18 protein-coding genes are annotated in these 21,386 nt (G+C 67.4%); 15 read left to right on the forward strand and 3 right to left on the reverse strand.

Annotated features, from left to right (window positions below):
* The first annotated feature begins 2 nt into the window (after nt 1-2).
* Complete coding sequence (gene pbpC / locus J8I34_RS07740) at nt 3-2,276, forward strand: penicillin-binding protein 1C (protein ID WP_209805777.1); 2,274 nt, start codon at nt 3-5, stop codon at nt 2,274-2,276.
* Here pbpC and J8I34_RS07745 read toward each other — a convergent pair.
* A complete protein-coding gene (locus J8I34_RS07745; protein WP_209805760.1) occupies nt 2,253-3,191 on the reverse strand; it encodes a LysR family transcriptional regulator in 939 nt (312 codons plus the stop codon). The genes pbpC and J8I34_RS07745 overlap by 24 nt on opposite strands.
* Nucleotides 3,192-3,285: 94 nt before the next feature.
* Between J8I34_RS07745 and J8I34_RS07750 the strand changes: the two genes are divergently transcribed.
* From J8I34_RS07750 to J8I34_RS07760, 3 genes are all read left to right on the forward strand, one after another.
* Nucleotides 3,286-4,302 carry an aldo/keto reductase gene (locus J8I34_RS07750; protein WP_209805761.1) on the forward strand — a complete coding sequence of 339 codons (1,017 nt, stop codon included), beginning with the start codon at nt 3,286-3,288 and terminating at the stop codon, nt 4,300-4,302.
* Nucleotides 4,303-4,357: 55 nt separating this feature from the next.
* Nucleotides 4,358-5,311, forward strand: coding sequence for a delta(1)-pyrroline-2-carboxylate reductase family protein (locus tag J8I34_RS07755; protein ID WP_209805762.1), 954 nt, complete (start codon nt 4,358-4,360; stop codon nt 5,309-5,311).
* A gap of 249 nt (nt 5,312-5,560) precedes the next feature.
* The gene (locus J8I34_RS07760) at nt 5,561-6,289 is read left to right on the forward strand and encodes an OmpW/AlkL family protein (protein ID WP_209773784.1); all 729 of its coding nucleotides are present in this window, start codon (nt 5,561-5,563) and stop codon (nt 6,287-6,289) included.
* A 69-nt stretch (nt 6,290-6,358) separates the two neighbouring features.
* Here the strand turns inward: J8I34_RS07760 and J8I34_RS07765 are convergent, their stop codons facing one another.
* Nucleotides 6,359-6,559, reverse strand: a complete 201-nt coding sequence (locus tag J8I34_RS07765) for a heavy-metal-associated domain-containing protein (protein WP_029046497.1) — start codon at nt 6,557-6,559, stop codon at nt 6,359-6,361.
* A gap of 188 nt (nt 6,560-6,747) precedes the next feature.
* Between J8I34_RS07765 and J8I34_RS07770 the strand changes: the two genes are divergently transcribed.
* The 3 genes from J8I34_RS07770 (at nt 6,748) to J8I34_RS07780 (ending at nt 10,711) form a co-directional block, all read left to right on the forward strand.
* Nucleotides 6,748-9,237, forward strand: coding sequence for a heavy metal translocating P-type ATPase (locus tag J8I34_RS07770; protein WP_256441780.1), 2,490 nt, complete (start codon nt 6,748-6,750; stop codon nt 9,235-9,237).
* On the forward strand, nt 9,234-9,674 hold the full coding sequence (gene cueR, locus J8I34_RS07775; protein ID WP_209773782.1) for a Cu(I)-responsive transcriptional regulator: 441 nt from the start codon (nt 9,234-9,236) through the stop codon (nt 9,672-9,674). The genes J8I34_RS07770 and cueR overlap by 4 nt, the downstream gene beginning before the upstream one ends.
* Before the next feature lie 65 nt (nt 9,675-9,739).
* Nucleotides 9,740-10,711 carry an alpha/beta hydrolase gene (locus tag J8I34_RS07780; RefSeq protein WP_209773779.1) on the forward strand — a complete coding sequence of 324 codons (972 nt, stop codon included), beginning with the start codon at nt 9,740-9,742 and terminating at the stop codon, nt 10,709-10,711.
* Here the strand turns inward: J8I34_RS07780 and J8I34_RS07785 are convergent.
* The gene (locus J8I34_RS07785) at nt 10,708-11,595 is read right to left on the reverse strand and encodes a LysR family transcriptional regulator (RefSeq protein ID WP_209773777.1); all 888 of its coding nucleotides are present in this window, start codon (nt 11,593-11,595) and stop codon (nt 10,708-10,710) included. The two genes, J8I34_RS07780 and J8I34_RS07785, sit on opposite strands and share 4 nt — an antisense overlap.
* Before the next feature lie 177 nt (nt 11,596-11,772).
* Here J8I34_RS07785 and J8I34_RS07790 point away from each other — a divergent pair, with 177 nt between their 5' ends.
* From J8I34_RS07790 to J8I34_RS07825, 8 genes are all read left to right on the forward strand, one after another.
* The gene (locus J8I34_RS07790; RefSeq protein WP_245175830.1) at nt 11,773-13,344 is read left to right on the forward strand and encodes a CoA-acylating methylmalonate-semialdehyde dehydrogenase; all 1,572 of its coding nucleotides are present in this window, start codon (nt 11,773-11,775) and stop codon (nt 13,342-13,344) included.
* A 144-nt stretch (nt 13,345-13,488) separates the two neighbouring features.
* A complete protein-coding gene (locus tag J8I34_RS07795; protein ID WP_209805779.1) occupies nt 13,489-15,153 on the forward strand; it encodes a GMC family oxidoreductase in 1,665 nt (554 codons plus the stop codon).
* Nucleotides 15,154-15,519: 366 nt separating this feature from the next.
* Nucleotides 15,520-16,296: an ABC transporter ATP-binding protein gene (locus tag J8I34_RS07800; protein ID WP_029046503.1), complete on the forward strand. Its 777-nt coding sequence runs from the start codon at nt 15,520-15,522 to the stop codon at nt 16,294-16,296.
* Nucleotides 16,297-16,311: 15 nt separating this feature from the next.
* Nucleotides 16,312-17,031 carry an ABC transporter ATP-binding protein gene (locus J8I34_RS07805; protein WP_209773775.1) on the forward strand — a complete coding sequence of 240 codons (720 nt, stop codon included), beginning with the start codon at nt 16,312-16,314 and terminating at the stop codon, nt 17,029-17,031.
* Between the two features lie 84 nt (nt 17,032-17,115).
* Nucleotides 17,116-18,324, forward strand: coding sequence for an ABC transporter substrate-binding protein (locus J8I34_RS07810; RefSeq protein ID WP_029046505.1), 1,209 nt, complete (start codon nt 17,116-17,118; stop codon nt 18,322-18,324).
* A gap of 225 nt (nt 18,325-18,549) precedes the next feature.
* Nucleotides 18,550-19,434: a branched-chain amino acid ABC transporter permease gene (locus J8I34_RS07815; protein ID WP_029046506.1), complete on the forward strand. Its 885-nt coding sequence runs from the start codon at nt 18,550-18,552 to the stop codon at nt 19,432-19,434.
* Nucleotides 19,434-20,477: a branched-chain amino acid ABC transporter permease gene (locus J8I34_RS07820; protein WP_029046507.1), complete on the forward strand. Its 1,044-nt coding sequence runs from the start codon at nt 19,434-19,436 to the stop codon at nt 20,475-20,477. Before J8I34_RS07815 ends, J8I34_RS07820 begins: the two co-directional genes overlap by 1 nt.
* Before the next feature lie 420 nt (nt 20,478-20,897).
* Nucleotides 20,898-21,371, forward strand: coding sequence for a hypothetical protein (locus J8I34_RS07825; RefSeq protein ID WP_245175831.1), 474 nt, complete (start codon nt 20,898-20,900; stop codon nt 21,369-21,371).
* Nucleotides 21,372-21,386: the final 15 nt, after the last annotated feature.

Below are 21,386 nucleotides of genomic sequence, written 5' to 3' on the forward strand. Positions count from 1 at the left end.
TCATGAAGCGGGGCGGCGCTCGACTGGCCCGGCTGGCGCTGTTGCCGCTGTTGCCGCTGCTGCCGCTGCTGTGGAGCGGCCACGCCGCCGCGTTGCCGGCCTTCGCGCAGGTGCGCGACGACTGGCGCAGCGCCGACGTGGTCGTGCTGGACCGCCACGGCGATGTGGTCGGTCGGGTACGCGACGACTTCCGCGCGCGCCGCGGCGACTGGGTCACGCTGGCGCAGACTTCGCCGGCATTGCGCACGGCCATCGTGCTGTCGGAAGACAGGCGCTTCTATGCGCATAGCGGCGTCGACTGGCAGGGTGTGGCCGCGGCGGCGTGGGCCAACCTGTGGAATACGCGCACGCGCGGTGCCTCGACGCTGACCATGCAGCTGGCCGGACTGCTGGATGACGACCTGCGCCGGCCCGGCGCGGCGGCGCAGGGGCGCAGCTTCACGCAGAAGGTCGGCCAGGCCGCGGGCGCGGCGATGCTGGAGCGCAGCTGGAGCAAGGATCAGATCCTCGAGGCGTATCTGAACCTGGTGCCGTTCCGCGGCGAACTGGTCGGGCTGTCGGCGATGTCGCAGGTGCTGTTCGGCAAGTACCCCGAAGGGCTCGATGCGCGCGAATCGGCGCTGGCGGTGGCGCTGGTGCGGGCGCCCAATGCGCCGGCCGTGCAGGTGGCGCGCCGGGCCTGCGGCATCCTGCGCGAAATGCGGCTGCCGCGCCAATGCGAAGGGCTGGAGGGCTACGCGCAACTGGCGCTGCTGCGCACCGGGCCGGTGGCGCAGCGTAACGCCACGGCGCTGGCGCCCGCGACGGCGCAGCCGCTTGCCTCGCTTCCAGCTCCGCACCTCGCGCGCCGGCTGGTCAGTGAGGCGCGCGCGCGGCTGGCGCCGGGTGCTCCCATGCCAGCGCGCATGGCATCCACGCTCGACGCACGCCTGCAGCGCGTGGCGGTGGCAAGCCTCGACCGGCACCTGCGCGAGCTGGCCGGGCGCCATGTCGAGGATGGCGCGGTGGTGGTGATCGACAACGCCAGCGGCGACGTGCTGGCCTATGTAGGATCGTCCGGCGCGCTGTCGTCGGCCGCGCAGGTCGACCACGCCGCCGCGCTGCGGCAGGCCGGCTCGACGCTCAAGCCCTTCCTGTACGCGCAGGCGCTGGAGGAACGGCGCCTGACCGCGGCGTCGCTGCTCGACGACCGGCCGGTGAACCTGCCGGTGGGCGGCGGACTTTATGTGCCGCAGAACTACGACCACCGCTACGCTGGCTGGGTCAGCACGCGGGCGGCGCTGGCGGCATCGCTGAACGTGCCGGCGGTGCGCACGCTGGTGATGGTGACTCCGCACCGCTTCCACAAGCGGCTGGTGGCGCTGGGCCTGCCGCTGACCGAGGCGGGCGACTACTACGGCTACAGCCTGGCGCTGGGCAGCGCCGACGTGTCGCTGCTGGCGTTGACCAATGCCTACCGTGCGCTCGCCAACGGCGGACGCTATGCGCCGCCGCAACTGCGCGAAGGCGCGCCTGTTGCTGCGCCCGTTGCGGTCATGCAGCCGGCTGCGAGCTACGTGATCGGCGATATCCTCGCCGACCGTCACGCCCGCGCCCGCACCTTCGGCCTGGACAGTCCGCTGACAACGCGCTTCTGGACAGCGGTCAAGACCGGCACCAGCAAGGACATGCGCGACAACTGGTGCATCGGCTGGTCGCAGCGCTATACCGTGGGTGTGTGGGTCGGCAACGCCAGCGGCGCGGCCATGCGCGACGTTTCCGGGGTTTCCGGCGCGGCGCCGGTGTGGCATGAAGTCATGGAAGCGCTGCACCGCGCGCAAGGCAGCCGCGCGCCGGAGATGCCCGCGGGCGTGCAGCGCGTGGCCCTGAATTTCGATGATGGCCTCGAGCCCGCGCGGGAGGAGGTGTTTCTCGCCGGGACGGCCATCGCGCGCGTCAGCGTTGGCAAGCCCGCTGCGTCGGCCAGCGCCGCACCGGCGATCGCCAATCCGGCCAACGGCACCGTGTTCGCGCTTGATCCCGACATGCCGCCCGCGTCGCAGCGCGTGTGGTTCCAGGCCGAAGGCGTCGCCGGGCAATCCGCGCGTATGGTGAGCTGGCGCATGGATGGCAAGCCGCTCGGCCGCGGCGCCGAGGTGGCATGGCTGCCGTGGCCGGGGCGCCACCAGGTGGAATTGCTGGACGCCGCCGGCAAGGTGGTGGACCGCATCGGCATCGAAGTGCGCGGCGCAAGTGCGCGCGCGCCAGATGCCTCAGCGGGACGCCGATCCCGCTGACACAGGCCCATGCGCCTTGAGGAAATCGACGAACGCGCGCAGCTTGGGCGGCATCAGCGCGCGGCCCGGGTAGTACAGGTAGAAGCCGTCGAACGGCGCCAGCCAGTTGTCCAGTACGGTAACGAGCCGTCCGTCGTCGAGCGCGGCCTGGATGTGTTGCGGGAACTCATGGATCAGCCCCGCGCCGTCAAGCGCTGCCTGGTGCAGCAGCGTCTTGTCGTTGGCGATCAGCGCTGCGGGCGTGTCCACGGTGAAAGTGCGGCCGTCCTCCACGAATTCCCAGCGGTACACGCTGCCGTGCGGGCCAAAGCGGTATTTCAGGCAGGCATGCGCGTGCAGGTCTGACGGTGTCTGCGGCGTGCCGTGCTGCGCGAGATAGGCGGGCGCGGCGGCGACCACCATGCGCAGCGGGCCGGTGACCGGGATCGCCACCATGTCGCGCTGCAGGGCTTCGCCCAGGCGCAGCCCGGCGTCGAAGCCTTCGGCGACGAGGTCGGCAAAGCGGTCGTCGGTCACCACGTCGACGCAGATGCCCGGATACGCGCGCACGAAGGCCGCCAGCAGGGGCCGCAGCACGATGGCGCCGGCGGTGTTGGGCGTGGTCAGGCGCAGGGTGCCGACCGGGGTGTCGCGCTGTTGCCGGATGTCGTCGGTGGCCGCGCCGATTTCCTGCAGCGCTGGCTCGATGCGTGCCAGCAGTGCCGCGCCGGCTTCGGTCAGGCCGACACTGCGCGTGGTGCGTTGCAGGAGGCGCACGCCAAGCCGGGCTTCCAGCTGGCGAATGGTCTGCGATATCGCCGATGGACTGACGGCCAGTGCGGTGGCGGCCGCCGTAAAGCTGCCATGGCGGGCCACCCGCACGAACGCTGCCAGCGCGGGCAGGGAATCAGCATCGATTGTGAAGTCACGCTTCATGATGCATGCAGCGTAGCATGCTGGTTCCGAGGTCGTCGACTGTCCATACTTGCCAGCGTTCGTCGCCGCGCGACGCCATCAGACAGGAGTCAGCATGACCGGAAGCACCACCCCGATTCCCACCCGCCAGCTTGGCAATCACGGCCCCAGGGTCTCCGCCATTGGGCTCGGCTGCATGGGCATGAGCGATTTCTACGGCGCGCACGACGATGCCGAATCGATCCGGACCATCCACCATGCGCTCGACCGAGGCATTACGCTGCTCGATACGGCTGACATCTATGGGCCGCACACCAATGAGGAACTGGTGGGCCGTGCCATTGCAGGGCGGCGCGACCAGGTCGTGCTGGCGACCAAGTTCGGCATCGTGCGCGACCTGTCGCAGCCGGCGGCGCGTGGCGTCAACGGCCGGCCCGAGTACGTGCGCGCGAGCTGCGAGGCCAGCCTGACGCGGCTGGGCGTCGACCATATCGACCTGTACTACCAGCACCGCATCGATCCGCAGGTGCCTGTCGAAGAAACGGTCGGCGCCATGGCCGATCTGGTGAAGGCTGGCAAGGTGCGCTGGATCGGCCTGTCGGAGGCCGGTGCGCAGACCATCGAACGCGCGCACAAGGTGCATCCGGTCTCGGCGCTGCAGAGCGAATACTCGCTGTGGACGCGCGACGTGGATACCGACGGCATCCTTGCCACGTGCGAGCGGCTGGGTATCGGCCTGGTTCCGTACAGCCCGCTGGGGCGCGGTTTTCTGACTGGTGCTATCCGCAGCCCGGAGGATTTTGAGGCGGACGATTTCCGCCGCACCAACCCGCGTTTCATGGGCGAAAACTTCGCGCGCAATCTGGCGCTGGTCGACACGGTGCGCGCACTGGCCGCCGCCGCCAGGGGCTGCACGCCGGCACAGCTTGCGCTGGCGTGGGTGCTGGCGCGCGGCCCGCAGGTGGTGCCGATTCCCGGGACCCGCCGCATTGGGAACCTCGACGAAAACCTTGGCGCGCTGGAGGTGCGGCTCGACGCAGCAGAACTCGCGGAAATCGATGCCATCTTCCCGGCTGGTGCAGCGTCGGGTACGCGCTACGCCGAGCATGTGATGCCGATGCTCGCGCGCTGAGGGGCACCGGCCGCCGCATAATGGCGGATCCTGAATTGCTTGCCGGAGTGCCCGCATGTCACTGCTTCCCCTCGATGCCGCCAGCACGGCGGCCCGCCTGCCATATCCCGAACTGGCGCGCGCCATCGCCGACATGCTGGCCGAGCTGCGCGACGGCACGGCCATGGCGCCGCCGCGCATCGCGCTGCCGGTGGGCGATGCGGAACACGGCGAGGGTACGTTGCTGGTGATGCCGGCGCGCAACGGCAACCTGGTGATGACCAAGAACATCACCGTGCACCCCGGCAATCCGGGGCGGGGGCTGCCCAGTATCCTTGGCGAAGTGGTGGTGGCCGACGCGCATACCGGCGCGCGTCTTGCCATGCTCGACGGACCCACGGTGACCGGCCGGCGCACCGCGGCGGTGTCGCTGCTGGCGGCGCAATGCTTCGCCGCGCGCACCGACGGCGAACTGCTGATCGTCGGCGCCGGCGTGCAGGCGCAGACGCACCTGGAGGCCTTCGTCGCCGGGCTGGGCGTGCGCAAAGTCTGGCTGCAGTCCCGCACGCGCGACAAGGCCGAGGCGCTGGCAGCGCAGGCGCGTGCGCTTGGGGTCGAGGCCGAAGTGGCCGACACCGTCGCCGCGGTGCTGCCGCGCGTGTCGATGGTGGTCACGGTCACGTCCAGCCGCAGCCCGGTGCTGCCGGACCTGGACAGCGGCCTCTGGCGCGATGACCACTTCATCGCCGCGGTCGGAGCCTTCCGCCCCGACATGTGCGAACTGCCGCCGCAGCTGTGCCATGCCGCCGCGGACCATCGGCGCCTGCTGGCCGATACGCTGTTCGGCATCGAGGACGAGGCGGGCGACCTGCTGCAGGCGGGTATCGACTGGACCGCCGTGCAGCCGTTCGAGACAGCGATCCTGCAGGCGGATGCCATCCGCGCACGCGGCGGCAGCCCGTTGGTGTTCAAGAGCGTGGGCTATGCGCTGTGGGACCTGGCGGCGTGTGTGCTGGCCAGCCGCGCCTGACTGGGTGGGCGCTGTTGCACAGCCAGCACCAGACCCTCGCACCATTCAGGGTTTTTTCCGGCGCGCGGCATAAAGCGTTGCGCCGACGCAGCGTTTACCCGGCCTCGGCACGCTTGCAGTCGGGTTTTTTTAGTGGTTAACCCTTGCTTTAGGGGGCGTCCTCTACGAATCTGTATCGTCGGTGAAACAGTCCCGCCTCCACAGCCGGATAATGCATGTGGCGGTAAATGAATGTGGAGTAAGAGGACTATGAAATCGACCTACAAGAAGAAGATGCTGGCGGCCGGCGCTGTCATGGCGTTGGCAGGAGCCGCACAAGCACAGTCGGCCGGCAGCAATATCGTCAGCCTGGGCTGGTTCCGCGTGATGCCGAACAGCTCCGCCGACCCGATGACAGTCGACAGCATCAATGGCCGGCCGGTCAACATGACCCGTGCCAACACCGGCGCCGATATCGAGACCGCCGACACCCTTGGCCTGGCGTTCACGCACTTCTTCACGGACAACATCTCGGGCGAGTTGGTTGCAGGCATCCCGCCCAAGCATGACGTCACGGGCACCGGCGAGTATGCCAAGTACGGCAAGCTCGGCTCGGTCAAGCAATGGAGTCCGGCGCTGCTGGTCAAGTACCACTTCTTTGACGCCAAGACCAGGTTTCGCCCGTATGTTGGCATCGGTGTGAACTACACGTGGTTTACCGATGAAACCATCACCAACCAACAGTTCGTCGATGGTGCGTTCGGCCTCCCCGGCGCCAGGATGACCGCCAGCGCCAAGCCGTCGTGGAACCCGGTGTTTAACATCGGCGCCAACTATGCGATCAACGACAACTGGTTCGTCGGCCTGTCGGTGTCGTACCTGCCGCTGTCGACCACCGCCACGCTGACTACGCAGGCCGGGCCGGTGACGATCATTTCGCACACCAAGATCAAGATCGACCCGGTGGTGACATTCCTGAGCGTGGGCTACCGCTTCTGAGCGCAGCGCCACGGCCAATGTAAAAAAAGGGACGCCCGGGGGCGTCCCTTTTTGCTGCAAGCCTGCCGCTTACGACACCGACGTGACCGGATAGCCGGCGTCTTCGATTGCGTGCCGCAGCACCTGGGTGTCGGCGCCGCTGTCCACGCGCACGGCCTGGGTCGGTACGTCGGCGCTGACCTTGGCGGCCGGGTCGACAGCCTGCACGGCACGCGTGATGGCGCCGACGCAATGGTTGCAGGACATGCCTTCGACCTGGAACTGGATCATGCTGGAAACCTCCTGGAGGGGATGACTAGCGGCACGGCGCCGCGACAGACGTAGTGTGAACCTTGCCATGGAGGGAAGCGCAAGACGATTTTCAGAAGTGTCGCTAAAGAATCACGGGTATACCCTTGACCTTCCCATGATGGTAAGGTCCATGATGCTGACATCGACACTGTGGATGATCCAGGACCATGACCAGTTCCAGCGCTGTGCTCGCTCCGCAACCCGACAGGACCTTTGACGACGCGCCCGAATGGCGCCTGCCGATCGAGGGCATGACCTGCGCCTCGTGCGTGCGCCGCGTGGAGAACGCGCTGGCGCGCGTACCGGGCGTACGCGACGTGGCCGTCAACCTTGCCACCGAGGCCGCCACGCTGCATGGCGAATCCGCCGCGGTGCTGCCGGCCGCCGCGCGCGCTGTGGCCGATGCCGGCTATGCGGTGCCGCAGGACACCATCGAACTGCAAGTCACCGACATGACCTGCGCGTCGTGCGTGGCGCGCGTGGAAAAGGCTCTGCGAGCCGTGCCGGGCGTGGTGGAGGCGCAGGTCAACCTGGCCACCGAACGCGCCACGGTCACGTTGCTGCGCGGCACCGCCGACGCCGCCGCTCTGGTGGCCGCCGTGGCCCGCGCGGGCTATGGCGCGACGCCGGCGGCCGGAGCCGAGGCCAGTGCAGTGGCTTCGGCGCAAGCCACACGCTCGCCTGCGTTCTGGGACGGCCCCTGGCCGGTGGCGATCTCTGCCGCGCTGTCGCTGCCGCTGGTCGCGCCGATGGTGCTGCAATGGTTCGGCGTGCACTGGATGCTGCCAGCCTGGGTGCAGTGGCTGCTGGCGACACCGGTGCAGTTCGTGTTCGGCTGGCGCTTCTACAAGGCTGGCTGGAAGGCGGTGCGCGCGGGCGCCGGGAATATGGACCTGCTGGTGGCGCTGGGCACGACCGCGGCCTACGGCCTGTCGCTGTGGCTGATGTGGCGCACGCCCGCCGATGCCATGCCGCACCTGTACTTCGAAAGCGCGGCGGTAGTGATCACGCTGGTGCGGCTCGGCAAGTGGCTGGAGACGCGCGCCAAGCACCAGACCGCCGAGGCCATCCGCGCGCTGGCGGCTCTGCGCCCCGATACCGCGCGCGTGCGCCGCGGTGGCCAGGAAGCCAGCGTGCCACTGGCGTCGGTGCGCGTCGGCGACGAGGTGGTGGTGCGCCCGGGCGAGCGCATCCCGGTCGACGCCGAGGTGATCGAAGGCAGCAGCCACGCGGACGAGTCGATGCTGACCGGCGAGAGCGTGCCGGTGCCCAAGAAGCCGGGCGACCGGCTGACCGGCGGCGCGATCAACTTCGAAGGGCTGCTGGTGGCGCGCACCGTTGCCGTCGGCGCCGAGACGGTGCTGGCGCGCATCATCCGCATGGTCGAGCATGCGCAGGCGGCCAAGGCGCCGATCCAGCGCATGGTGGACCAGGTCAGCGCGGTGTTCGTGCCGGTGGTGCTGGTCATCGCGCTGGTGACGGTGCTGGGCTGGGGCCTGCTGGGCGGAGACTGGGAAGCGGCGCTGCTAAACGCGGTGGCGGTGCTGGTGATCGCCTGCCCGTGCGCGTTGGGACTGGCCACGCCGACGGCGATCATGGCTGGCACCGGCGCCGGGGCGCGTGCCGGCATCCTGATCAAGGACGCCGAGGCGCTGGAAGTGGCGCATCGCGTCAGCGTGGTGGCGTTCGACAAGACTGGCACGCTGACGGTCGGCAAGCCCGAAGTGGTGGCGCTGCATGCCGCCAGTCCTGCCGATGCCGACGGCGGCGTGCTGCTGGCGCGTCTGGCCGCGCTGCAGGCCGGCAGCGAACACCCGCTGGCCCGCGCGGTGCTGGCTGCGGCGCGGGCGCGCGGCATCGCCGTGCCCAGGGCCGAGGACGTCCAGGCGCTGCCGGGCCGCGGCATTGCCGGCGTGGTCGACGGCAAGCCGCTGCAGCTCGGCAGCGAACGGTTGCGTGAATCGCTGGGCGCGGAAGCGGGTACGCTGGCGCCGGTGGCGCAGCGGCTGCGCGACGAAGGCCGCACCGTGTCGTGGCTGGTCGAGACCACGCCGCCGCGCGTCGTCGGGCTGGTCGCGTTCGGCGATGCGATCAAGCCGGGCGCACCCGAGGCGATTGCCCGGCTGCGCGCGGCGGGCGTGCGCACCGTGATGCTGACCGGCGATAACGCCGGCGCGGCGGCGCGGGTGGCGCGCGAGCTTGGTCTCGACGACGTGCAGGCCGAGGTATTGCCCGAGGACAAGGCCGCGCGCGTGCAGGCACTGGGGCAGGGCGGCGCGGTGGTGGCGATGGTGGGCGACGGCATCAATGACGCGCCGGCGCTGGCGGCGGCCGATGTCGGCATCGCCATGTCCACCGGCACCGACGTGGCCATGCACGCCGCCGGCATTACGCTGATGCGCGGCGACCCGGCGCTGGTGGCCGATGCGCTGGCGGTTTCGCACCGCACCGTGCGCAAGATCCGGCAGAACCTGTTCTGGGCATTCTTCTACAACGTGGTAGGCATTCCGCTGGCGGCGGCGGGGCTGCTGAACCCGGTGGTGGCGGGCGCGGCAATGGCGTTCTCCAGCGTCAGTGTGGTCAGCAACGCCTTGCTGCTGCGGCGCTGGCATCCTCAATCCGGCGCCACGGCCACGGCACCGGGAGGCGAGCGATGAATATCGGCGAAGCGGCGCAGGCGTCGGGCGTGTCGGCCAAGATGATCCGGCACTACGAATCGATCGGGCTGGTGGAGGCACCGCCGCGCACCGAGGGCGGCTATCGGCGCTATGACGAACGCGCGGTGCATACCTTGCGCTTCGTGCGGCGCGCCCGTAATCTGGGCTTCTCGCTGGACGAAATCCGCAACCTGCTGTCGCTGTGGCGCGACCGCGGCCGCGCCAGCGCCGATGTCAAGGCGCTGACGCTGAAGCACGTGGCCGATCTGGAGCAGCGCATCGCCGAACTGGCCGCGATGCGCGATACATTGCGGCAACTGGCGCAGCATTGCAGCGGGGACGAGCGGCCGGATTGCCCGATCCTGGCCGATATCGCGGACGTGCCTGACATCGGCGGCACGCGCCACGCGGAGCGGGAAGGACACGGCTGTCACTGATTGTCTTTTGGCCTGCAGCAATGCCGGCGCACACGCAGGCCTGGCCGCAGAGGAGACCGTAGCGCATGGCACAACCGATGACGGACGATCACGCTTCCGCTGGTTCTACGGGCGCTGCCGAGGCCGCAGGCACCACCACAGCCGCTGGCCCCGCCATTGCGCACGCACCCGTGCAAAGCCGCCAGCGCATGCGCGATGGCACCGAACTGCTGCTGCGCACCTGGCTGCCCGATCCCGGCCGCTTTGTCGAACCGCTTGGCTCGGTGCTGCTGGTGCACGGGCTCGCTGAACACGCCGGCCGCTACCAGCACGTCGCCGACCTGCTGTGCGGATTGGGATTGCGCGTGCGCGCGTTCGACCTGCGCGGCCACGGCGCCAGCGGCGGCGCGCGCATGGTGGCCGATCATCCCGACATCTATCTCGAGGACCTGGCCGAGGTCTACGACGCCGCGCTGCATGGCTGGAACGAGCTGCCAATCCTGCTCGGCCACAGCATGGGCGGGCTGATCGCTGCGCGCTTTGCTACGGCGCGCGTGCGCCCGGTGCGCGCGCTGGTGCTGTCATCGCCCGCGCTGGCGCTGCGGCTGTCGCGGCCGATGCTGGCGCTGCACCGCGTGCTGCTGGCGCTGGCGCCGCGGCTGCGCGTGCCCAACCCGATCGACGCGCGGCACCTCTCGCACGACCCGGCCGTGGTGGCGGCCTACCGCGCCGACCCGCTGGTGCAGACCACCATCACCGCCAGCGTGCTGGAGAGCTTTATCGGCGGCATGGCGCAGGCACAGGCCGATGCCGCGCGGCTGGAGGCACCGATGCTGATGCTGGTCGGCGGCGCCGACCGCGTGGTCGATCCGGCGGGCAGCCGCAGCTTCTTCGACAATGCGCCGCCCGACCTGCGTGACGAGGTCTGGTATCCGCACGGCTACCACGAGATCTTCAATGAAGCGCAGCCATTGCGTAGCGAAGTGTTCGCGGCGCTGAGCGACTGGCTGCAGCGGCACCTGCAACCTTCCGCGACCGCCAAGCCGCCACCGGCCTAAGTCCGGAACACCGACTCCGCCACACCGAACACCGCGGCCACCACCGGGTCGTCGCGGCGCGTCGCCAGGCATACCAGGGTCAGCTCGGTCCGCACAGACATGCCCTCGACGATCGCCAGTCCATGCGCATGCGACTCGCGCAGCGCAATCGAATCGCGTACCAGCGAAAGTCCCACGCCGGAACGGACCAGGTCCAGCATCGACGCTTCCTGGTCCACGTGCGCCACCTTGGGTACGCCGGCCGGGTCGACACCCGCCTGCGCGAAGCGCTCGCACAGCAGGCGGTTATGCGCCGACTCGGGCGGCGTCCAGATCCACGGCAGTGTTGCCAGCTGCGCCCATGAGCGCAGCGCGGTGCGCTCCTTCCAGCCCTTGGGCGCGACCACGTAATACGAAAAGGGCGTCAGCGTGAGCGCATGGAAGCTCGCATCGGACGGCTGGCCCAGGTAGAAGCCGACGTCGAGCGCGCCGCTGCGTACCTGTTGCAGCACCCAGCCCGACATGCCGTGGCGCAGCTCGGTACTGATCTGCGGATGGCGCTCGACCAGTGTGCGCAGCATTGGTCCCAGCCGCGTGAATTCCGGGTCGAGGATGGTGCCGATCGCCAGGCGCCCGCGCACCGTGTGATGCATGGCATTGACGGTGTGCTGCAGGTCGCCGACGCCGTCGAGGATGCGTTCGGCCAGCGGCAGCAGCGCAGCGCCGTCCGCGGTCAGCGTCAGGCCGGCGGCGGTGCGTTCGAACAGCTTGATGCGCCACGCCGACTGCAGCGCCTTGAGCTGGAGGCTGACCGCGGGCTGGGTCAGGTGCAGCCGCTGCGCGGCGCGGGTGAGGTTGCCTTCGCGGGCGATGGCGACGAATGCGCGCAGGTGGTGGAGGTCCAAGGCAATGGGGGCGGTTCGATTGCGCGAGTGGTGCGGCGCAATATTTAGCACAGCTTATATTGCGTTTGACGATAAATCATTGGACGAGGCGGTGCAACTGCACCAAGCTTGCGCTCAACACGGCCCGCTGCGCCAGGTGCGGCAGACGACGTTGCGGCGATGTTATTACCGCGCGCAATGAAGCGGCCGATCCTCGATATCCCGTTTCAAGCAGGAGTGGAAGTGGAAGACATCCTTGCAGAAGCCAGCGCTGTGCAAACTACCGTTGGACATTTCATCGGAGGCCGGCAGACGCGTGGTGCGTCGCAGCGCCTGGCCGATATCTTCAACCCGGCGATCGGCGAAGTTGCCGCGCGCGTGGCGCTTGCCACCGCGCAGGACGTTGCCGACGCCGTGGCCGCCGCCAAGGCCGCGTTTCCCGCATGGTCCGAGACCCCGCCGCTGCGCCGGGCGCGCATCCTGTTCAAGTTCAAGGAACTGCTCGACCAGCACCATGACGACCTGGCCGCGCTGATCACGCGCGAGCACGGCAAGGTGTTCTCCGATGCCAAGGGCGAAGTCACGCGCGGCATCGAGGTGGTGGAGTTTGCCTGCGGCATTCCCAACCTGCTCAAGACGGATTTCACCGACAACGTCGGCGGCGGCATCGACAACTGGAACCTGCGCCAGCCGCTGGGCGTGGTGGCGGGGATCACGCCGTTCAATTTCCCGGTGATGGTGCCGATGTGGATGTTCCCGGTGGCGCTGGCCTGCGGCAATACGTTCGTGCTGAAGCCGTCGGAGCGGGATCCGTCGCCGAGCTTGCTGATTGCGGATCTGCTGCGCCAGGCCGGCTTGCCCGATGGCGTGTTCAATGTCGTGCAGGGCGACAAGGAAGCGGTCGATGCGCTGCTGGCGCATCCGGATGTGCAGGCGTTGTCGTTTGTCGGGTCGACGCCGATTGCCGAGTACATCTATACGGAAGGGACCAGGCATGGCAAGCGGGTGCAGGCGTTGGGCGGGGCCAAGAACCACCTGGTGGTGATGCCGGATGCGGATCTGGACCAGGCAGTCGATGCGCTGATTGGTGCGGCCTATGGCTCGGCGGGCGAGCGCTGCATGGCGATCTCTGTGGCCGTGGCCGTGGGTGACGTTGCCGACAAGCTGGTGCCGCGGCTGGCGGAGCGGGCGCGTGCGCTGAAGATCCGCAACGGCATGGAGTCGGACGCCGAAATGGGTCCGCTGGTGACGGGGGCGCACAAGGCCAAGGTCGAGGGGTATATCGCCAGGGGTGTGGAAGAAGGGGCGACGCTGGTGGCCGATGGGCGGGGGCACAAGGTCGACGGGCATGAGAACGGGTTCTATGTCGGCGGCACGCTGTTCGATCACGTCACGCCCGACATGACCATCTACAAGGAAGAGATCTTCGGGCCGGTGCTGTCGGTGGTGCGGGTGCATGACTTTGCCGAGGCGGTGGCGCTGATCAATGCGCATGAGTTCGGCAATGGGGTGTCCTGCTATACCAGCGACGGTGGGATTGCGCGGGCGTTTGCGCGGCAGATCCAGATAGGTATGGTTGGGATTAATGTTCCCATCCCTGTGCCGATGGCATGGCATTCGTTTGGTGGATGGAAGCGGTCGTTGTTTGGGGACCACCATGCGTATGGGGAGGAGGGGGTGCGGTTCTATACGCGTTATAAGAGTGTGATGCAGCGGTGGCCGGATTCCATTGCCAAGGGGGCGGAATTTACGATGCCGGTGGCTAAGTGATGTTTTTTGTGTAGGGCTGCGGCTGGGAATCTGGTGGTTGTTTCTATGCCCGGTTCCGCCCTTCAGGGCGGAATCGGGCGCATCAAATATCCGCCAGATGCCTGGCCGTCAGCACAGAAGACCAAAATGCAAACCAAACCCGCCATGGAGACATTCGACTACATCATCGTGGGCGCCGGCTCAGCCGGCTGTGTCCTGGCCAACCGCCTGACCCAGGACCCTGACATCAACGTCCTTCTACTGGAAGCAGGCGGCAAAGACGACTACCACTGGATCCACATCCCGGTAGGCTACCTGTATTGCATCGGCAACCCCCGCACGGACTGGCTCTACCGCACCGAAGCCGAAGCCGGCCTGAACGGCCGCTCGCTGGGCTACCCCCGCGGCCGCGTGCTGGGCGGATGCTCGTCAATCAACGGCATGATCTACATGCGCGGCCAGCGTGAAGACTACGACGAATGGGCCCGCCTGTCCGGCGACGACGGCTGGAAATGGGACAACGTGCTTCCGCTGTTCAAACGCTGCGAAGACCACCACCGCGGCCCAAGCGAATTCCATGGCGCCCACGGCGAGTGGCGCGTCGAAGCGCAGCGGCTGCGCTGGGACATCCTCGAGCGCTTTGCCGATGCAGCAGAACAAGCCGGCATCCCGCGTACCGACGACTTCAACCGGGGCGATAACTTTGGCGTCGGCTATTTCGAAGTCAACCAGCGCCGCGGCATCCGCTGGAACACCGCCAAGGCCTTCCTGCGCCGCGCGTCGGAGCGCCCGAACCTGACCATCGTCACCGGCGCGCAAGTCAGCGCGCTCACCTTCGACGGGCGCCGCTGCACTGGCGTGCAATATATCGGCGGCGGGCAGCCGCATGCCGCGGCTGCGCGGCATGAAGTCATCCTCTCTGCCGGCGCGGTCAATACGCCGCAGTTGCTGGAGCTGTCCGGCATCGGCCAGCCGGAACGGCTGCGCGCACTGGGCATCGACGTACGCCACGCCTTGGCCGGCGTGGGCGAAAACCTGCAGGACCACCTGCAGCTGCGCACCGTGGTCAAGGTCAACGGCGTGCGTACGCTCAACACGCGCGCCTCCAGCCTGTGGGGCAAGCTGTGCATCGGTGTCGAGTACGCCTTCAACCAGAGCGGGCCGATGAGCATGGCGCCGTCGCAGCTGGGGGCATTCGCGCGCTCGGATCCGTCGCAGGCACGGCCGAACGTGGAGTACCACGTGCAGCCGCTGTCGCTGGACAAGTTCGGCGACCCGCTGCACGCGTTCAATGCCTTCACCGCCAGTGCCTGCAACCTGCGGCCGACGTCGCGTGGCAGCGTGCATGCGCGCAGCGCCGATTACCACGATGCGCCAGTGATCGCGCCCAACTACCTGTCGACCGACGAAGACCGGCGTGTCGCCGCCGATTCGCTGCGCCTGACGCGCCGCATCGTGGCATCGCCGGCGCTGGCGCCGTACCAGCCCGAGGAATACCTGCCGGGTGCCGCATTCCAGACCGACGAAGAACTGGCCGAAGCCGCCGGCAGCATCGGCACCACCATCTTCCATCCCGTCGGCACCTGCAAGATGGGTCGCAGCGACGACGGCATGGCGGTGGTCGACAACCGGCTGCGGGTGTTCGGCATAGAGGGACTGCGCGTGGTCGATGCCTCGGTGATGCCGCTGATCACCTCGGGCAATACCAATTCCCCCACCATCATGATTGCCGAACGTGCCAGCGACATGATCCGCGAAGACCGCCGGCGCGGCGCGGGGGCGGCGGGAGCGATGGCGCCGGCGCCACTCGCCGCGGCGGAAAGCGCCTGAAGGTGGCAGGCGCAGGGTGCGCAGCATGGGAAATCGGGGCGCGAAAGCGCGCAGGCGCCGGGTGGCGTTTGCTGACCATGTGCGCCTGCAAAAAAACTGACACTTGGTTCATGTTTCATAGTGCAAACCCCGATGTTTTGCGATGCAACAGGCGCACACAATAGACGCCTCGGAGGGTGGGGGGCAGCACATTGTGCTGGTCTCGTTCTCCGGCGGGAGCCGCCCCGCACAGCCATAACAAAGACACCGCAGCACGCCGCGACCACGGACGTGCCTGACGGACGCGGCACAGGGCCTACAGGCCGGTTCGGACCATCAGTCAGTGCCGGGCATCACCCGGCGTACAACGAAGGGCGGGCAGGAGACATGAACCAGCAGGAAACCATCCTGGAAACGCGGAACCTCACCAAGGAGTTCAAGGGGTTCACCGCGGTGAGCGACGTCAACCTCCGGGTGCGTCGCGGCTCGATCCATGCATTGATCGGCCCCAACGGCGCAGGCAAGACCACTTGCTTCAACCTGCTCACCAAGTTCCTGGAGCCGACCACCGGCACCATCGTATTCAACGGCATCGACATCACCCGCGAAAAGCCCGCGCAGATCGCGCGCCGCGGCGTGATTCGCTCGTTCCAGATCTCGGCGGTGTTCCCGCACCTGACGGTGATGGAGAACGTGCGCATCGGGCTGCAGCGCCAGCTCGGCACCGCTTACCAGTTCTGGCGCAGCGAGCGCTCGCTCGATGTGCTCAACGACCGCGCCATGGAGCTGCTCGAGCAGGTGGGGCTGACCGAGTTCGCGCAGACGCTGACGGTGAACCTGCCGTACGGTCGCAAGCGCGCGCTGGAGATTGCCACCACGCTGGCGATGGAGCCCGAGCTGATGCTGCTCGACGAGCCCACCCAGGGCATGGGCCATGAGGACGTCGACCGCGTCACGCAGCTGATCAAGAAGGTCTCCGCCGGCCGCACCATCCTGATGGTCGAGCACAACATGAGCGTGGTCTCGTCGATCGCCGACAAGATCACCGTGCTGCAGCGGGGCGCGATCCTGGCCGAGGGGCCTTACGCCGAGGTGTCGAAGGACCCGCGCGTGATGGAGGCCTACATGGGCACGGCCGATGCCGAGCTGCAGGGCGCGCACTGAAGCGGGGACGATACGATGAGCACGAACAACACTCCCGCACTCGAAATCAAGGGCCTGCAGGCCTGGTACGGCGAATCGCACATCCTGCACGGCGTCGACCTCACCGTGAACCGCGGCGAAGTGGTGACGCTGCTGGGCCGCAACGGCGCCGGCCGCACCACCACGCTGCGCGCCATCATGGGCCTGACCGGCGCGCGCAAGGGCTCGATCAAGGTCAACGGCAACGAGACCATCGGCCTGCCGACGCACAAGATCGCGCACTACGGCATCGGCTATTGCCCCGAAGAGCGCGCGATCTTCTCCAGCCTGTCATGCGAGGAGAACCTGCTGCTGCCGCCGCAGCTCAAGGGTACGGACTCGGGCATGAGCGAGGCCGAGATCTATGACATGTTTCCCAACCTGAAGGAGCGCCGCCAGAGCCAGGGCACGCGCCTGTCGGGCGGCGAGCAGCAGATGCTGGCGGTGGCGCGCATCCTGCGCACCGGCGCCAACCTGCTGCTGCTCGACGAGATCTCGGAAGGGCTGGCGCCGGTGATCGTGCAGGCGCTGGCGCGCATGATCCGGATGCTCAAGCAGAAGGGGTACACGGTGGTGATGGTGGAGCAGAACTTCCGCTTCGCCGCGCCGCTGGCCGACCGCTTCTACGTGATGGAGCACGGCAGCATCGTCGAACGCTTCGATGCCAGCGAACTGCAGGCAAAGATGCCGGTGCTGCATGAATTGCTCGGGGTCTGATTCCGGGATCTGACCGATACCCGGATCGTTGATGTTTGGCAGGAACGGGTGGCGCATCGCCGCCGCAAATCAGGAGACATAGAGATGAAAAAGACTCGGCTCGCGGCCGCGATGGCGGCTATTGCCATGGGTGCGGTTTCGTTCGGCGCTGCCGCGCAGGTATCCGGCGACACCGTGAAGATCGGCTATATCACCGACATGTCGGGCCTGTATGCCGACATCGACGGCCCCGGCGGCCTGGAAGCCATCAAGATGGCGATCGAGGACCGCGGCGGCAAGGTGCTGGGCAAGCCCATCGAGATCGTTTCCGCCGACCACCAGAACAAGGCCGACATCGCCGCCTCCAAGGCGCGCGAATGGATGGACCAGCAGGGCCTGGACATGCTGCTGGGCGGCACCAACTCGGGCACCGCGCTGGCGATGAACAAGGTCGCGTCGGAGAAGAAGCGCGTCTATATCAACATCGGCGCCGGCACCGCGCGCCTGACCAACGAAGAGTGCTCGCCGTACACGGTGCACTACGCCTATGACACGGTGGCGCTGGCGAAGGGCACCGGCAGCGCGGTGGTCAAGCAGGGCGGCAAGTCGTGGTTCTTCCTGACCGCCGACTACGCCTTTGGCCACTCGCTGGAAAGCGACACCGCCGCGGTGGTGAAGGCCAGTGGCGGCACGGTGGCGGGGCAGGTGCGCCATCCGCTGTCTGCGTCGGACTTCTCGTCGTTCCTGCTGCAGGCGCAGTCCTCCAAGGCGCAGATCCTGGGCCTGGCCAACGCCGGCGGCGACACCATCAACGCGATCAAGGCGGCCAAGGAATTCGGCATCACCAAGACGATGAAGATCGCCGGCCTGCTGATGTTCATCAACGACATCCACAGCCTGGGTCTGAAGAACACCGAAGGCCTGCTGATGACCGACAGCTGGTACTGGGACATGAACGACGACACCCGCAAGTTCGCCAACCGCTTCTTCGGCAAGATGAAGAAGATGCCGAGCAGCCTGCAGGCGGCGGATTATTCGGCGGCCAGCACCTACCTGAAGGCGGTGGAAGCAGCCAAGACCGACGATCCGGACAAGGTCATGGCCGAGCTGAAGAAGATGAAGATCAACGACTTCTATACCAAGGGCTATATCCGCCAGGACGGCCGTGGCATCCACGACATGTACCTGATGCAGGTGAAGACCGCGGCCGAGTCGAAGAAGCCGTGGGATTACCTGAAGGTGGTGGCAACCATCCCGGGCGACCAGGCATTTACGACGGTGGCCGAGTCGAAGTGCGCGATGTTGAAGAAGTAAGATCCGTCGACACTGCGACGGTTTGCTCCCCTCTCCCGCTTGCGGGAGAGGGGCAGGGGGAGAGGGCCGGCGCTAGCAGGCGCGTGGCACAACCAAACTTCCGGCAGCGGTCCTGAGGCCCGCATGCGCCGGTTTTGAAGTCGGCAGCCTCTTGCGCGGTGGCCCTCTCTCCCAACCCCTCTCCCCCACGCGGGAGAGGGGAGACACAACCAGCAACGGATGCCCATGGACATCTTCGGAATTCCCCTGCCTGCCATGCTTTCCCAGCTGTTGCTGGGGCTGGTGAATGGCGCCTTCTATGCGATGCTGAGCCTGGGCCTGGCGGTCATCTTCGGCCTGCTCAACGTCATCAATTTCGCGCACGGCGCGCTCTTCATGCTGGGTGCGGTGCTGGCCTGGATGGGCATGGAGTACGCCGGGCTCAACTATTGGATCATGCTGCTGCTGTCGCCGCTGGTCGTCGCCGCCATCGGGGTGGTGATCGAGAAGACCATGCTGCGCTGGATCTACAAGCTCGACCACATCTACGGCCTGCTGCTGACGCTGGGCATCACGCTGGTGATCGAGGGCATCTTCCGCTCGGTCTACGGCGTTTCGGGCCTGCCGTACCAGACGCCCGACGCGCTGCAGGGGGCGACCGACCTCGGCTTCATGATCTTGCCGAACTATCGCGCCTGGGTCGTGGTGGCGTCGCTGGTGGTGTGCTTTGCCACCTGGTACGTGATCGAGAAGACCAAGCTGGGCGCCTACCTGCGCGCCGGCACCGAAAATCCCAAGATGGTCGAGGCCTTCGGCGTCAACGTGCCGCTGATGGTGACGCTGACCTACGGCTTCGGCGTAGCACTGGCCGCGTTTGCCGGGGTGCTGGCCGCGCCGGTGATCCAGATCTCGCCGCTGATGGGCCAGAACCTGATCATCATCGTGTTCGCGGTGGTGGTGATCGGCGGCATGGGTTCGATCATGGGTTCGATTCTCACCGGCCTGGGGCTGGGCGTGGTCGAGGGCCTGACCAAGGTGTTCTATCCTGAAGCATCGTCGACCGTGGTGTTCTTCATCATGGTGATCGTGCTGCTGCTGCGCCCGGCCGGGCTGTTCGGGAAGGAGAAGTGATGAGCGCACCAACCACATCATCGACGCAGCCGGTGGCTGCCAACGCGGGCCAGGCAGGAAAGGGACAGGGCGTGCAGAAGAAACTGTTGTACGGATTGCTGCTGCTGGCGCTGATCGCCGCGCCGCTGGCGGGTGCCTATCCGGTATTCGTGCTCAAGGTGCTGTGCTTCGCGCTGTTTGCGTGCGCGTTCAACCTGCTGATCGGCTATACCGGGCTGCTGTCGTTCGGCCATGCCGCCTTCTTCGGCGGTGCCGGCTACGCGGCCGGCCATGCCATGAAGGCCTGGGGTGTGACGCCAGAGATCGGGCTGCTGCTGGGCACGGCCACCGGCGCGCTGATCGGCTATGTGGTCGGCTCGCTGGCGATCCGCCGCCAGGGCATCTACTTCTCGATGATCACGCTGGCGCTGGCGCAGATGCTGTTCTTTATCTGCCTGCAGGCGCCGTTCACCGGCGGCGAGGACGGGCTGCAGGGTATCCCGCGCGGCAAGCTGTTCGGCGTGCTGCCGCTGTCCGACGACCTGACGCTGTACTACGTGGCGCTGGTGATCATCGTCGCGGCCTTTGCGCTGATCGTGCGCACGGTGCATTCGCCGTTCGGCCAGATCCTGAAGGCAATCAAGGAGAACGAGCCGCGGGCGATCTCGCTGGGCTACGATGTCGACCGCTTCAAGCTGACCGCCTTCGTGCTGTCGGCGGCGCTGTCGGGGCTGGCCGGCTCGATCAAGGCGCTGGTGCTGGGCTTCGAGACGCTGACCGACGTGCACTGGTCGATGTCCGGCTCGGTGATCCTGATGACGCTGGTGGGCGGCCTGGGCACCTTGTCGGGCCCGATCGTCGGCGCCTTCGTCATCGTGGCGCTGGAAAACAAGCTGGGCGACATCGGCAGCTTCCTGGCCTCGGCCACCGGCCTGCAATGGTTCAACACGCTGGGCGAGTCGGTAACGATGGTGACCGGCGTGATCTTCGTGATCTGCGTGCTGACCTTCCGCCGTGGCATCATGGGCGAACTGCAGGCCCTGTTCAGCCGCAAACACGAGTGATCGTGGGACGACATGCCCGATTCTGGGGCTAGGGTTTTTTCTAGCTTGTCCTCGGTGCACCGCTTCGTTACATTCCATATACGGTTTTCGCAGGTTAAATGGAGGCGGAAGCGAGGAGACGACAGGCGCGCACCCGGTGTCGGGTAGCAGCGTTATAAAATAAAGGGCGTTGCCGGGTGATCCTCGGCAACGCTTTTTTCATTGGTGCTTCGCCTCTCGGCAGCGAGTCTCAATGCCTCGTCTATGCCGTATTCGCCTCATTTCGGGGCATCCATGCCGGATCGGCATCACCCCGGTCCCCGCCACATGCGACAATGCAGGCGCTTTCCGTTGCCCGCCATGCCTGCTTATCCCCCTGATTCCCAAGACCCGCCGCTTCCGGACGACCCGGCTTGTCCTGACGCCGCACCGCGGCGGCCCATGCCGCAGTTGTGGGTACGCGCGGGCCAAAGTGCCGATGGCGCCATGCTGGAGGCGTGGCTGGCAGGCGTGCAGCCGTTGCCTGTGCCAGCGGCCAGGGCGCGGCGGCTGATGCTGGACGAGCTGCTGGCGCAGTCCGGACGCGGGATCTGCCTGCTGGCCCATGGCGCCGCGCCGGACGATGTGCTGGCCTGCCTGCCGGTGGCACTGGTGCCAAGCCTGGAACTGGCCGGTCTCGCCGCCCTGGCCACGGAATGGTGGGTACGCCCCGGCCTTGATGCAGGCATGGCACGCGCCTGCCTGGACGCCAGCTGCGAGACGCTGGCCGAGTGGGGGCGCGCCCATGGCATCCGCCATGCGCTGCTCGCCCCGGCGCTGGCCGGCTCGCAAGGCGGCGCGCCGCCCGGCTTTGCCCTGCATGCCGGCGGCATGTGGCTGCGCAATCTTGTGCCGGCGGCCAAGGTGCTCGGCTGAGCCGGCGCTAGCTCA

The organism is Cupriavidus phytohabitans (assembly GCF_017815025.1).
Lineage (GTDB): Bacteria > Pseudomonadota > Gammaproteobacteria > Burkholderiales > Burkholderiaceae > Cupriavidus.